Origin of the sequence: Chryseobacterium sp. Marseille-Q3244 (genome assembly GCF_940807095.1) — a bacterium.
Taxonomy (GTDB): domain Bacteria; phylum Bacteroidota; class Bacteroidia; order Flavobacteriales; family Weeksellaceae; genus Chryseobacterium.
The window spans coordinates 384,377-398,454 of the sequence record NZ_CALNWX010000005.1 but is presented as its reverse complement, the minus strand read 5'-3'; the positions used below and the strand labels follow the sequence as shown (position 1 = coordinate 398,454).

Below are 14,078 nucleotides of genomic sequence, written 5' to 3'. Positions count from 1 at the left end.
AAGATATAAAAAAATTAGTTTTTATATGGTTTTTTGTGATTATTATCATGTTTTTCTGTTAAACTATTCATTTACAAGGGAATTAAGGGCTTTTTATGGGGTTTGAAATCACGTTTTGATGAGAAAAAAACGTTGAATAAACATCCATCAATAAGGGATTTGGAGGGCTTTAGTATTTTAATTGATTTGGAAAAAAAGCTTTTTGTAGAAATAATTCTACTTTTTCATATAATTAATTCTATTGTGTAATGTGTTTATTTCTATAGTTTTAAATATAATAACTGGAATTTTTTCGATTCGTAATTCGTACATTTGCAGTCCTTATTATGAAAAAAATTATATACAGTTGTGTAGTTGGATTTCTTTCTTTCCAAGCCAACGCACAGGTGGGAATCGGGACCACTAAACCAAAATCAACGCTCGATGTGAATGGAAAAACCACTTTAAGAAGAGAACTTAGAGTGGGTGGAACTTCCACTCAGGTAGGAAACGCAGGATTAAACGGACAGGTTTTAGTTTCTCAAGGAGAAGGCAAATCCCCTGTTTGGAAATCTTTAAATGTTCCCTTTATGGAAGAGGGGCAATATAAGCTAATCAATTCGTATTTATCATCTGATCAGGTGGGAATTACCGGTCTTTCCAACAGTGTTCAGGGAGACGGCATTTCTAAAAATAGTGTTGGAGATGATATCAATGACACTTCGAAAGGGAAATGGGTGAAAATTGATGGTCTTAAAAACACATTTACCATTAAAAACGGTAAAAACAGGCTTACTTATCAGTTCCAGACCGGAATTGAAATGAAAGCTCCACAATCTACTACTTCAGAGAATGTACGTTTTGCATGTGCTGTTTTTAGAAATGATAGGCTGGTAGCAGTGCGTCCTGATAGAGTTGCTTCCACTAACAATAGCGGAAAATCAGGGATTCAGGATTATATTTTTACTCTTAATTATACAGAACTTAACGTTCCGGTTGGAGTACAGAACCTTGAAATTGCATGCCGCAAGATCAGTACTTCAAATTTAAGCTCTCAGTTTGCTATAGGTCGTGATGTTCAAAGTTCTAATGGAGCATCCAATGCGTTTACATTAGAGTCTAACATGAAGATCGATGTGATTGAGTATGTAACCTATAAATCCAATTAAAACGAACTGATGAAAAATATATTATCCACTTTATTTCTTGCCTCGGGATTGATGCTTTCTGCCCAGGTGGGTATTAATACTGAATCTCCAAAATCAAGATTAGATGTTAACGGAGACTTGAATCTAAGAGATAAAATTGCCGTACTTGATGCTACAGATAACAGTCTTTCTTTAGGAAATAATGACCAGTTATTAGTTTCTCAGGGAGAAGGATATCCGCCTATTTGGAAAACTCTTCGTATTCCTGAATATGAACCAAATAAATTTTATCTGATCTTTAATAACTCTTTCTCAGACAAAGTTGGGGTTGATTTTACGAATAGTGAACAGCCACCAGCAACGACTACAGGTAAAGCGGCCGCTTTTATAAAGGGAGCCGATTTTTCTACTCTTCCTGCATTTAAAAAAATTAGTGGGTTATCACAGAAAATTCAGGTTTTCAGTACTGAGAGTAAAGCATATTTTCAGTTTGAAACTGTAGTGCAAGCTAATTTTGCGGCTAATGGAAGTACTGATACATCAATAGATTATGCTTGTGGTATTTTTGTAGATGATAAACTGATCAGTTTGAGGCAGAATAACCTTAAGGCAAGTAGTGCTCAGTTTACTTTCATTACCCATAATCAAATTGGAATGGTTGCAAACCTCTCTAAAGGTGAGCATATCGTGAGTGTAGGATGCTCGAGAATTGCATCGTATGGAGATGCTCCTAACAGAAAACTGGCGATAGGAACAAATACAAGTACCAACCTTAATAGCTTTATTGCTCAATCATCTTTGAAAGTAGATGTATATGAAATTCCACAAGTGTTTAACACGATTATAAAATAAAACCAAGTATGAAAAAAATATTTTTTGTTCAATTTTTATTAATTATTGGGCTTATTGAAGCTCAAGTCGGTATTAACACTCCAAATCCTGTTAATAAGTTAGATATAAATGGAGATCTCAATATAAGAAAGGAGCTAAGAACTAATGGTACAGATGCACTGAAAGGATCTTCGGGTAATAATGGAGACATCTTTCATAATAATTCGACAATGACTGCCAATGACTGGAAAAGTATTAAAATAGCTGATGGGCAGGGAAGTATGTCTCTGTTTTCTATTAATACGGTTGCAGATCAAACAGGAGTTACATTTAATAGTAATGGAAATCCAGTACCTTATAATGAAAATGATGATTTGACAAGCAGCTGGATTGTAATCCCTCAGGCAGTGGATACATTTTCTGTAACAAGTGCTATCAATAAAGTAACATTTTCATTTCAAACCACTGCCCAAAAGGCAAACAATGGTACATCATCTGCTGGTTTTGCCTGCGGTGTTTTTGTAGATAATAAACTTAAAGCCGTGAGAGCTGATGTATTGCAGGGAGATAGTGGAGCTTATAAGATCTTCAATCTTAATGCAACACTTGAGAATCTTGCCCAAAAAAATAAATATTCAGTTAAAGTAGCCTGTATAAACAGGACGTTGAATGGTAATGCACTTGGAGTAGGAGCAGCGGTGGATACAGGAGCCCTTAATGCTGACATGGCACAATCTGTTTTAACAACATCTGTATTGCAGCCATATTAATTTTCAAATTTATATAATAAATAAGAATCTAAAAGCGTTATGTTTTTAGATTTTTTTTATTTATTGGCTTTATTCTTTATGAATTTATTGGTTTTGATAGCCTGTGTTGTGTAAAATTGAATTATATTTGAACAAATTAAAAATATATGGTAAAAAACTATTTTCTTAATGTGTTTGCTTGTATTACTCCTTTCGAGGTACTGGCTTCACTTCATACAGTAGGGAGACATCAAAACCCAAATCAATTTGCGATAACAGGCCTCAAAATCTGATGTTTACCTATCCACAATTATAGGTGAATAATTATTGCTAATCTTATCAGAATATAAATAATCATATAATTTTTATGCAAAAAAAAATTATATTTGTGAAAAAATAATCAATTACCAGGAAATGAAACAAATTTTCTATTTTATCTTATTAATTGCAGGCTTTTCTTCAATCCATTCCTGCAAAGATTTATTGGATGAAGACGGGAATCCTCTTTTGGATTTGAATAATACAGGAGGACTGAGTGGCCCAAGAGCATTATATAGAGAAGTTACAGCTAAAGATACTCTGGCAGAATATCAGTACAGCGGATTGCTTGTAAACAGAGTAATTACAGACAGTGCTTCGATTACCGATATTATGTACAGTGGTGAGAGAATCAGCCAGATCAATTTTAGAGGTTTTCTTGATCTTGATGGAAACGGAAAACTAGATAAAGACAGTATATCTTATAGTAGACAGTTTAATTACGGAAACAACAGCCAACTGCAGTCGATTTCTGAAACCCGTTCTGTTTTCAGAAGACCTCCGCCGGTTCCACCTTCCACTAAACCAGGACCTCAGACGTTATTCGCTTCAGAAAAATACATTCATACGTTAACGTATAATGCAGCTAGTTCAAAATTAGAGACTATCACTACCGTAAAAGGAGAAGAGGTTATCGGTGGTCCAATTAAGTATACAGATTATACAAAATCAGAATTTACTTATGTGGGAGATAATGTATCTAAAGTACTTCAAATTTCAGGGCCGGTGACTTCAAATAATCCGAATGTATTTGGTGCACCTACTGAGAAATATAGCTTTGAATATTATGCTTACGATCAGCAGATCAGTCCATTCAGTTTATTGCCACAGGTCTATAAAATTTCAAGACTGTTAGCAACTAAAAGCAGTATTAAAGAGAGTTTGATTTTGTCTCCGAATAACCCTAAGAGATGGTCTGTAACAGACATTACAGTGCCTATTCCAGTTCCTATTGTAATGAGCACAAACTATGTATATGATATACAGACTTACATGACAAAAGGATATGGTATAAACTATATTTATAAACCACAATAGAATAGTTTTTCAACAATATTTAAACTCAATCTTCCTAAGGTTGAGTTTTTTATTTTTTATCCCTTAATTTTGCAAAAAATTTCTGATGAAATATTTAATCGTTGGGCTTGGTAACAAAGGCTCAGAATATGAAAATACACGACACAATATAGGCTTTAAAGTCGCTGAAAAAATAGCTGAAAAACTTGAAGTACCATTTAATACGGCTAATTTTGGCTGGATGGCGGAAGGAAAGTATAAGGGCAGAAAAGTTTTTGTTCTTAAACCGGATACCTATATGAATTTATCAGGTAATGCTGTGAGATACTGGATGCAGAAAGAAAACATCCCTTTGGAAAATGTACTGATTGTAACAGATGATCTGGCTCTCCCTTTCGGAACCCTGAGAATGAAAGGTAAGGGCTCTGATGCGGGTCACAATGGGCTTAAAAATATTAATGAAGTATTACAGACTCAGAATTATGCAAGGCTTCGTTTTGGGATTTCGGCAGATTTTTCTGCAGGACGTCAGGTTGATTATGTATTAGGAACATGGAATGAAGAGGAAACTGAAAAACTTGCTGAAAGAATAGATACTTTTTCAAAAGCCAGTCTTTCTTTTGTTTTTGCAGGAATCAACAATACGATGTCCGGATTTAACGGAAAGTAATTCGCCATTTTTGCTTCAGTTTTATAAGAATAAATAAAGGCCATCGGATTTCCGATGGCCTTCTGTTTTACTTTTAAATTAATTTCCAATCAATTTATCTGAGCTATGTTATATACTTTTTAGTAAGTAGCTAAATAGGATCTCTTGATTATTTTTATAACCAGTTTACTGCTCCCGTTTCAACATCGTAGTTCGCTCCAACGATTTTGATTTTACCTTCTTCTTCAAGTCTTTTAAGCGTTGCGCTTTGTTTACGAATGTCTTGGATTGCACTTTTTACATTCTGGTGATTAAGTCTTTCTAAAAGAGAACTGTTTTTTGACGAACGTTCTTCATTTTCTTCAATCACTTCATTGATAATTGGATTGAAATGATTGATAAGGTGGTTCAGGTTGTCCATTCCCATTCCTTCAATTTGTGCTGCATCAAGACCTCCTTTCAAAGCTCCGCATTTAGTGTGTCCTAAAACTACAATCAGTTTAGAACCTGCCACGTTACAGCCAAATTCCATGGAACCAAGAATGTCCTGGTTTACAAAATTACCGGCAATTCTGATACTGAAAACATCTCCCAATCCCTGATCAAAAATTAACTCTGCAGAAGTACGGCTGTCTATACAGCTTAAAACGACTGCAAAAGGCCATTGTCCTTCACGGGTTGCGTTTACCTGCTCAAGAAGGTCTCTGTTAGCTTTAAGGTTATTAACGAATCTTTGGTTTCCTTCCTTTAAAAACTCTAATGCTTTTTCAGGAGTAATGGTAGATTGAGTTTCGTATGTATGTGCTTTCATATAATTTAGTTGTTTGTTGAATTGTTAAATTTAAAATAAAATAATTGAAGTGAGCTTACATTGCTCTTTTGTGCGTAATCAGGATGTGAGAATCTTCGCTTCTTTCATAATCTTTATATGATGTTTTAAAGCCTAAAAGTTCTACATTAATGTCTTCTTCTTTTGCACGGATATTGGCAAAATCCTGGATCATTTCCAGTACATCTGTTGTGATGTATGAAGTTTCTCTTGCATCGATGATTACCGTAGAGTTAGATTTTATGTTTTTCAGTGTTTTTTTAATGGCGGCTTTGTTTAGGAATGAAACTTCTTCAGCCAGCTTTATTTTAATTCCATCTGCATCATCCAGCTTTTCTCTGCTCAGATAATAAGCTCTTTTCATATTTCCCTGAAGAATATAGAATACAGAGATGGCAAGACCAATTCCAACACCTTTTAGCAGGTCAGTGGCTACAACAGCAACTACCGTTGCTACAAATGGTACAAACTGGAATTTTCCAAGATGCCAGAAATGTTTAAAAGTAGCAGGTTTTGCCAGTTTATATCCTACAAGGATCAATACAGCAGCAAGGGTTGCCAGCGGGATCAGGTTCAGAATGAATGGAATGGTTAATACACAAACCAACAAAAGGACACCGTGGATCATTGCTGATGCCTTAGACGTTGCTCCGGCGCTGGCATTCGCAGAACTTCTTACTACTACAGATGTCATAGGAAGCCCTCCAATAAACGAGCTTATCAGGTTTCCTATTCCCTGTGCTTTAAGCTCAAGGTTGGTATCTGTAATTCTTCTTTGCTTGTCTAATCTGTCAGAAGCTTCAATACAAAGTAATGTTTCAATAGAAGCTACAATAGCAATAGTTGCTCCTACGATCCACACTTTAGGATTGGTAAAGCCTCCGAAATCCGGTAGGGTAATCAGATTCTTAAAATCATCCAATGATTGCGGAACAGGTAAGGATACTAAATGTTCTGTACCAATAGCCAATGTACTTCCTGATAGTTTGAATAGTTCATTTAACAATATTCCGGCCACTACGGCAACCAATGCTCCGGGAAGCATTTTCATTCTTTTAAGAGCAGGAAATTTATCCCAGGCAATAAGTATCCCTACAGATACAGCCGTTACCATAATGGCTCCAAGGTGAATAGCCCCGAATAGTTCTGTAAAATAATTAAAATTCAGACCATTGCTGAATAGTGACTGATTTCCTTCATAATCTTTATCAAACCCCAGTGCATGAGGAATTTGTTTTAAAATAATAATGATACCGATAGCTGCAAGCATTCCTTCAATAACGTTATTGGGAAAATAATTGGAAATACTACCCGCTCTTACAAAGCCTAAGACCAATTGAATCAGACCTGCAATAATCCCGGCACATAAGAAGAGTTCAAATGCTCCAAGGTCAGTAATTGCAGTAAGTACAATAGCCGTAAGACCTGCGGCAGGTCCTGAAACCGATATATTTGAATTACTAAGAAATCCTACAACAAGGCCACCTACAATTCCGGCAATAACCCCGGATAATGGTGGTGCTCCAGATGCTAAAGCGATCCCTAAGCACAATGGAAGTGCTACTAAGAATACAACGAGTCCGGAAGGGAAATTCTCCTTGATTCCTCCTAATAATGATGTTTTTTTCATGATATTTTTGAAAATATTATAACCGATTGATTTATTATTAAATAATCAATTATAAAAGATTGGAAAATTAATTTTAAAAGTATAAACAGCTTATTCATTACCTTAAAAGGCATGAATAACTATAAAAAAATCTAACTACTACTTTAAAATTAAGCTTCCGGAGGCGGAGAAAATATACTAAGTAAAGGAGATAAATGAAAGGAATCATCTATCAGTACAAAAGACATAGACTGAGGTGCAGGCTCAGAAAACTTCAGATAGTCGAAAACATCTAAAGGTTTTGGAAGTGTCTTTTCGTAAACAATAAAAGAGGATGGGTGAGAATGAGGTTCTTCTTCATTTACTATTATATTTGTTCTCAGAATATCCCAGCCTGCCACCGCAGCAATGCTTGGCAGCGCTGTAAAATTCAGAAAAAACGTTAATACAATAATACTCCAGAATTTCATTTCACATTCTTTTTTAGAAAAACTATTTAGTTTTTCTGCTCATTACCCAATCCGAACCGGTAAGGTTGTAGATCTTTTGGATGTCTTTTAAGATTTTCTCAAAATCAATTTCAAGATCAATAATTTTACCTGTTCTAAGGTCAAATACCCAGCCATGTACAATAGGATATTCTTCTAAAATATATCTTTCCTGTACGCAGGCCATTTTTATTACGTTAATGCATTGCTCCTGAACATTCAGTTCAACCAGTCTGTCATAACGCTTATCTTCATCTTCGATAGAATCAAGTTCTGTCTGGTGCAATCTGTAAACATCTCTGATATTTCTCAACCAAGGATTCAATAATCCTAAATCCTGAGGAGTCATCGCTGCTTTTACACCACCACAATTGTAATGTCCACATACGATAATATGTTTTACTTTAAGATGTTCTACAGCATATTGAATAACTGCTGTGGAACTCATATCCAAAGTATTCACAATATTTGCGATGTTTCTGTGAACAAAAACTTCTCCGGGTTTTGCACCCATCAATTCTTCTGCTGTTGCTCTACTGTCTGAACATCCTATATAAAGATAGTCCGGGTGTTGAGTTTTTGCCAGCTCATGGAAGAAATTTGGATCTGCCGAAACTTTAGATTCTACCCATTTCTTATTGTTCTCAAAAATAACCTCGTACGATTGTGACATAATTTTAAATTTTAAAAGGTTTATAATTATTTATTTCGTTTAAATTATTTTCGAATTCAATAGACTGAATCAATAATTATGCAAAAATATACTTTTTGCTGAAGAACTATTCACTTTTAACAAAGTTTAATATTAAAATATGCTTAAAATCATGTCTAATATTCCGGTATACTTTGCTTTAGCGTGAATAAGGTCTTCTCAATAATCCAAACGTTTAAAAAACTAAGATAAAATTACGAAGTAAAAATTATAATTTAAGAATTAAAGATTAAAATTTTTTTAAATTATAAGATCATCTTAAGGAATTGGGGGTTATTTTGTTAAAAAAATGGATACTTACTGTAGAAAAATGAATAAATTAACATTGTGATTTTAACCCTAAAGTTTCAATAGTGGATTTTGATTTGGGAATATTGTATTGGGCAGGAATTTTTATTGCCTTTTTTTCATCTTTTCTGATTTTGGGAAAACGGGAAAAGAAAACACAAGATTTTCTTTTAGCAATCTGGTTTTTGATTATCGGGGTCCATCTCATTTTTTTTGTATTACTGCGTTCAGATGGATACTTGAAATATCCTTATCTCATCGGATACGAACTGCTTTTCCCCTTTATGCATGGGCCAATGCTGTATTTGTATATTTTATCTGTAACGGGTAGAAATCCAGGTAAAAAGAACTGGCTGTTGAATTGGATTCCTGTTCTGATGATCTATATGATATTGTTTCAATTTCTCATGTTGTCTCCTCAAAATAGAATGGTCGTTTATCAGAATAAAGGGAGGGGGTATGAGGTATTGAGTGACGTAATCAAAGTTTTAATGAATGTTTCAGGAGTTTTGTATGTAAGTCTGTGCCTCTTTGCTATTAAAAAATACAAACGGAAAATTTCTGATCAGTATTCTAATACTGAAAAAATTAATCTGAACTGGTCATATTATCTGATCACAGGAATTGCATTGATATGGATTGCTGTTATCATGAGAAATGATATCCTTATTTTTTCAATGGTTGTTTTGTTTATTTTGGTTGCTGCTTACTTTGGGATCAGTCGGGTTGGTATTTTAGATTTACCAGTTACAGTTGGTATTGAGGCTGAAACAAAAGCTGAAAATGAATTTGTAAAATACCAGAAAAATTCTCCCGGAGATGAGGTTATACAAACTGTTTATGAAAAACTGGTAGAACGGATGGCTCATGAAAAACTGTATAAGGATTCAGAGCTTAACCTGAATCATGTTGCGGAATTGCTGGATGTTCATCCAAATATATTATCTCAGACCATTAACTCTGTAGAAAATAAGAATTTTTATGATTATATCAACCGTCACCGGGTTGAGGAGTTTAAAAGAATAGCAAGCCTTCCTGAAAATCAAAAATACACGATTTTATCATTAGCCTTTGAAAGTGGTTTCAATTCCAAGACCTCATTTAACAGGAATTTTAAAAAATATATGAATTGTTCTCCCAGGGAGTTCTTAAAAAGTCAAAATCTTAACTTGGAGTAGTAAGTGTCAGATAACGAGTGTTGTAATATTGGTTTCAACTTTCATTTTGGAACATTTAGGTGATTTTTTATATTCATTTTTGCTGAAAAATTTAACCAGCAGTTATGAAGAAATTCTTATTTGTCATCATGTGTTTTTTTGCATTAATGATCGGGATGTATCCTTTGATTTATTTTTTTGTAGAACATAAACATACTTTTTTAGGTTTAAAATCTCAGGAAATACTTCACAATCAAATTTGGAAGTTTGCATTTTTTGCTCATATCATTTTCGGTGGAATCTCTCTTTTCATTGGCTGGCGCCAGTTTGGTAGTAAATTTCGAAATAAGCATCCGCAACTTCATAGAATAATTGGAAAATCTTATGTTATTTCTGTATTGATAAGTTCTGTTTCTGCAATCTACATGGGGATATATGCCAACGGGGGAATTATATCGTCAGTTGGATTTATCTTTTTGGGATTGGTGTGGCTTATAACTACTTTAACTGCAGTTGCTAAAATCAGAAAAGGCAATGTGATGAAACACCAACAATTGATGATTTACAGTTATGCCTGTACCTTTGCGGCAGTAACATTAAGACTTTGGTATCCTTTGTTAACAAGTGTCACAAAGGATCCTGATAATTCTTATCTTGCTGTAGCATGGTTATGCTGGCTTCCCAATTTGCTGGTAGCCTATTGTATTAATAAAAAGAATGTTGAGGTTAATTAAGATATCTTATTGTTGATATATCCATTGGTAGCATTTTCTGTAGGATAGATTTTGCCGGGATTTCCCATGACCATAGAATCATCAGGAACGTCAAAATTAACGTAGGCATTGGGGGCAATCAAAACATTGTTTCCTATGTTTACGTTGCCAACAATAACGGCGTTTGGGCCAATCCATACTTCATCACCAATAACAGGGTAGCCTTCATTTTTACCTCTATTCTGCTGTCCGATCGTTACTCCTTGGGCAATATTACAGTTTTTGCCGATTTTCGCTTTAGGATTGATAACAAGCGCTCCCCAATGCCCCAGATATAAGCCTTCTCCGATCTGCGTTTCAGGATAAATCTGAAATCCATATTTTATCTGATAATGCCTTAAAACAAATTTCCAGAATAAACCGGAAACAGATTTTTTCTGGTATTTCTGAGCTTTTCTGAGGATATAGAGATAATGAAGATTAGGATTAATGCACTTTTTCCAAATCTCAAATGTAGAAAGCCATTTTCCGCTTTCCCTGTAAAAATCTTTCTGTATTGCTGTATACTCTGGCATAACAAAATATTTTATACATGATCAATGATTTCCTGAAGATGTGCTACTGATTTTTCGAGCACAAATGGAAGTTCTGTATGAGCTATTTCTTTTTCATAATTTGCTGAAAGCTCACCGTGAGTTAAGAATTGTTTCATACCTTCATAAATTCCTTCTTCGGAGTTCGGGGTAATAAGCCCCAGTTTTCCATCCTGAAGCAGGTCTTTTATTCCTGAAACATCGGTAGAAACAACAGATTTATTAAGGATAAGAGCTTCTGCAATAATGGTAGGAAACCCTTCATGACGGGATGACATTATATAAAAGTCTGATTGCTTAAGGTAAGGATAAGGATTACTTCTGAAGCCCAACATTTTTACGGTCTCCTGAAGTCCCAATTGATTGAGCTTTGCCTGGATATTTTCAAAATCAAACCCATCACCAATAATGATGATCTGATGTTTCAATCCTTCATCCATTAGTTTTTTATGGACATCCAAAAGCCTGTCGTAGCCCTTTTGAGGATACACAGTGCCTATGGTTACAAAGGTTGGAAGATCCTTGGAAAAAGGATAATCAGTAATTTTAACTTCAGCTTTCTGCAGCGTGTCTTGAGAATCAATGGGATTGAAGATCTTCACAACAGCCTGTTTTTCTTTCTCATTACGGGCCAGTTTTTGCATTTCCTCCTTCAATTTATTGGAAATGACCAGAATCCGGTCAAATTTGAAAAACTGTTTGATGACATCCGGAGTATATTCTTTTAGATTAAAGATGTCATTCTGAACCCAGACGATCTTTTTGGAATCCTTTTGCGGACTGGATAATACTTCTTTATACATCCCATGAATCGCCGCTATTTCTACATCGTATTTTTTATTCTTTAGTATGTATTTATAGAGAAGGGAAGGGAACATCAGGAACATTTTCTGATAAAGTACCCTGAATGCTTTTACTGGAATTTCATGAGGTCTGTTGGTGGTAATCATTTCCCCTTTCAACAAATAATGTAATTTTACCCATGATGGAACTTCTTTGATGTACATTCCCGTATACAGGTTAATCAAAAGATCAACTTCATATTTGTCTTTGGGAAGGTTTTTAAGAAAGTTGATCAGAACTTTTTCTGCACCACCATGGCGAAGGGAACCGATTCTAATAAGAATTTTCTTTTTTTCAGACATTTATTTTTTTATAGGTTTATAAGTATGAGGGAGGTGTTTTTTTACGTAAGCTTCCAGTTGAGGCCTGTCTAATTCAAGCTCTCGTGGATACATGACATTGTTTTTTAATGCTTTGTCACCATACTCTTCAATAGTACAGATGAATTTTGCCGGAATTCCTGCATAAACCGTTCCGTTCGGCATAGAGGAAGTTAAAATGGAACCCGCTCCCAATACACAGTTGTCACCTATTTCTGAACCGAGCATGATGATGGTGTCTGCACCAATAAAGCACTGTTTCCCAATTTTTATGCGCCCGAAAGCTCTTACATCTTTATATTTTTCAAAAAAATGTAAAGCATTATAGCCGCCGTCATGATTAATGAATCTAACATTATTAGAAAGTGTTGTTTCGTCACCTATTTCAATTAAAAAAGGTTCAGTGCCTAATTCAGGAACTTCCACAAAACGAACATTTTTTCCTACCTTTAATCCTTTAGCAATACAAATTTTGAGATAGATTCTCTTGATAAGATATTGATAAGTGGTATGAATTTTTAATATGATACGATATATGAATATCATTATTCTAAATTTGTTTTTCTCATACAAAGAAAAGAATTTATATGATAAGAATTTCTAAAATAGAATATTATTTACCTGAATTGATTCTTACTAATATGGATCTGGAAAAGGAATTTCCTGAATGGAGTTCTGAAAGAATCCGGGAAAAAGTAGGGATTATGCAACGTCATATTTCTTCAGAAAATGAGACTGTGCTGGACTTGGCTATACAGTCATCAGAAAAGGTTTTTGAGGATTATGACAGGAACAAAATAGACTTTATTCTTTTCTGCACCCAAAGCCCGGATTATTTCCTTCCCACCACTGCTTGTATTCTACAGGATAAACTGGGATTGAGAAAAAATATTGGGGCTGTAGATTTCAATTTGGGCTGTTCCGGGTTTGTTTATGGATTGGCTTTTGCTAAAGGATTAATTACCGCTGGAATTGCCAACACTATTTTGTTAATTACTTCAGAAACGTATACCAAACATATTCATCCAAAAGATAAAGGAAACCGTTGCCTGTTTGGAGATGCTTCAGCCTCAGTAATTGTTGAGAAAGATACGGATGCAGGGGATTATAAATTCTGTATGGGCACTGATGGCAGCGGGGCTGAAAACTTAATAGTGAAAAAAGGAGGTTTCAGGACGAACTTTCTCGTAAATCCCAATCATGAATTCAATCCTGAGAATCTTTATATGAACGGACCTGAAATTTTTAATTTTACCATAGAAAAGATACCGGGGCTGATTAAAGAAACCATGAATGCAAATGGTCTTACTATGGATGATATTGATTATTTTGTTTTTCACCAGGCTAATTCTTTTATGCTGAATTATTTGAGAAGGAAGACAAAAATTCCCACCGAAAAATTCTACATTGATATGGAGAAAACAGGAAATACAGTCTCTGCAACGATTCCCATTGCACTGAAAAATATGCAGGATAAAGGGCTGTTAAAAAAAGGAAATAAGATTTTGCTTGCCGGCTTTGGAGTAGGGTATTCCTGGGCCGCTACCATTATAGATGTTTAATTCACAAATCACAAAATTTAAAATATATGAAAACTTCCGTTTTTTTAGAAAAATTACAAGAGGAACTAGAGGAAAATCAATCGCTGAGCAAGGAAACCAAGCTGAAAGATCTGGAAAATTATGATTCTATCAGTTTACTTTCTGTGATTGCTTTTGTAGATGAAAACTTCGATCAACAGCTTGATCCTGATCAGTTTAAAAATATGGAAACAGTGTCAGATCTGATGAATATTATTGGGTTGGAAAACTTTGAAAGTGAATGATGGTTGCATA

At 34.7% G+C, this 14,078-nt stretch carries 16 protein-coding genes; 9 read left to right on the top strand and 7 right to left on the bottom strand.

The annotated features are described in order from the left end of the window. Positions 1 to 326: 326 nt before the first annotated feature. The 5 genes from NBX25_RS11990 (at position 327) to pth (ending at position 4,712) form a co-directional block, all read left to right on the top strand. Positions 327 to 1,148, top strand: a complete 822-nt coding sequence (locus NBX25_RS11990) for a hypothetical protein (RefSeq protein ID WP_250253780.1) — start codon at positions 327 to 329, stop codon at positions 1,146 to 1,148. 9 nt (positions 1,149 to 1,157) lie between these two features. Beyond that, a complete protein-coding gene (locus NBX25_RS11985) occupies positions 1,158 to 1,979 on the top strand; it encodes a hypothetical protein (protein WP_250253778.1) in 822 nt (273 codons plus the stop codon). Between the two features lie 8 nt (positions 1,980 to 1,987). After that, a complete protein-coding gene (locus NBX25_RS11980; protein ID WP_250253777.1) occupies positions 1,988 to 2,728 on the top strand; it encodes a hypothetical protein in 741 nt (246 codons plus the stop codon). A 393-nt stretch (positions 2,729 to 3,121) separates the two neighbouring features. Next, on the top strand, positions 3,122 to 4,063 hold the full coding sequence (locus NBX25_RS11975; RefSeq protein ID WP_250253776.1) for a hypothetical protein: 942 nt from the start codon (positions 3,122 to 3,124) through the stop codon (positions 4,061 to 4,063). A gap of 85 nt (positions 4,064 to 4,148) precedes the next feature. Next, positions 4,149 to 4,712, top strand: coding sequence for an aminoacyl-tRNA hydrolase (gene pth, locus NBX25_RS11970; RefSeq protein WP_123909278.1), 564 nt, complete (start codon positions 4,149 to 4,151; stop codon positions 4,710 to 4,712). A gap of 154 nt (positions 4,713 to 4,866) precedes the next feature. On the opposite strand, the gene NBX25_RS11965 is transcribed toward pth, so the two are convergent. From NBX25_RS11965 to NBX25_RS11950, 4 genes are all read right to left on the bottom strand, one after another. Further along, positions 4,867 to 5,502 carry a carbonic anhydrase gene (locus NBX25_RS11965; protein WP_123909277.1) on the bottom strand — a complete coding sequence of 212 codons (636 nt, stop codon included), beginning with the start codon at positions 5,500 to 5,502 and terminating at the stop codon, positions 4,867 to 4,869. Positions 5,503 to 5,557: 55 nt separating this feature from the next. Then, positions 5,558 to 7,150: a SulP family inorganic anion transporter gene (locus tag NBX25_RS11960; RefSeq protein ID WP_123909276.1), complete on the bottom strand. Its 1,593-nt coding sequence runs from the start codon at positions 7,148 to 7,150 to the stop codon at positions 5,558 to 5,560. Between the two features lie 149 nt (positions 7,151 to 7,299). Beyond that, positions 7,300 to 7,599: a hypothetical protein gene (locus NBX25_RS11955; protein ID WP_123909275.1), complete on the bottom strand. Its 300-nt coding sequence runs from the start codon at positions 7,597 to 7,599 to the stop codon at positions 7,300 to 7,302. Positions 7,600 to 7,621: 22 nt separating this feature from the next. Then, positions 7,622 to 8,290: a carbonic anhydrase gene (locus NBX25_RS11950; RefSeq protein ID WP_123909274.1), complete on the bottom strand. Its 669-nt coding sequence runs from the start codon at positions 8,288 to 8,290 to the stop codon at positions 7,622 to 7,624. 392 nt (positions 8,291 to 8,682) lie between these two features. On the opposite strand from NBX25_RS11950, the gene NBX25_RS11945 reads away from it, so the two are divergent. Together NBX25_RS11945 and NBX25_RS11940 are read left to right on the top strand one after the other, a co-directional pair. Then, positions 8,683 to 9,795 (top strand): helix-turn-helix domain-containing protein, encoded by a 1,113-nt coding sequence (locus tag NBX25_RS11945; RefSeq protein ID WP_250253774.1) that lies wholly within the window; start codon positions 8,683 to 8,685, stop codon positions 9,793 to 9,795. Positions 9,796 to 9,899: 104 nt separating this feature from the next. After that, on the top strand, positions 9,900 to 10,508 hold the full coding sequence (locus NBX25_RS11940; RefSeq protein ID WP_250253773.1) for a DUF2306 domain-containing protein: 609 nt from the start codon (positions 9,900 to 9,902) through the stop codon (positions 10,506 to 10,508). On the opposite strand, the gene NBX25_RS11935 is transcribed toward NBX25_RS11940, so the two are convergent. From NBX25_RS11935 to NBX25_RS11925, 3 genes are read right to left on the bottom strand one after another with little or no spacing between them, the layout of a single operon-like run. Then, a complete protein-coding gene (locus tag NBX25_RS11935) occupies positions 10,505 to 11,062 on the bottom strand; it encodes a serine acetyltransferase (protein ID WP_250253772.1) in 558 nt (185 codons plus the stop codon). The genes NBX25_RS11940 and NBX25_RS11935 overlap by 4 nt on opposite strands. Positions 11,063 to 11,073: 11 nt before the next feature. After that, a complete protein-coding gene (locus NBX25_RS11930) occupies positions 11,074 to 12,225 on the bottom strand; it encodes a glycosyltransferase (RefSeq protein WP_123909270.1) in 1,152 nt (383 codons plus the stop codon). Then, complete coding sequence (locus NBX25_RS11925; protein WP_123909269.1) at positions 12,226 to 12,789, bottom strand: acyltransferase; 564 nt, start codon at positions 12,787 to 12,789, stop codon at positions 12,226 to 12,228. Between the two features lie 41 nt (positions 12,790 to 12,830). Between NBX25_RS11925 and NBX25_RS11920 the strand changes: the two genes are divergently transcribed. Both NBX25_RS11920 and NBX25_RS11915 read left to right on the top strand, forming a co-directional pair. Continuing rightward, positions 12,831 to 13,805, top strand: coding sequence for a 3-oxoacyl-ACP synthase III family protein (locus NBX25_RS11920; protein WP_250253770.1), 975 nt, complete (start codon positions 12,831 to 12,833; stop codon positions 13,803 to 13,805). A 26-nt stretch (positions 13,806 to 13,831) separates the two neighbouring features. Further along, positions 13,832 to 14,068: a phosphopantetheine-binding protein gene (locus NBX25_RS11915; RefSeq protein ID WP_250253769.1), complete on the top strand. Its 237-nt coding sequence runs from the start codon at positions 13,832 to 13,834 to the stop codon at positions 14,066 to 14,068. Positions 14,069 to 14,078 lie beyond the last annotated feature (10 nt).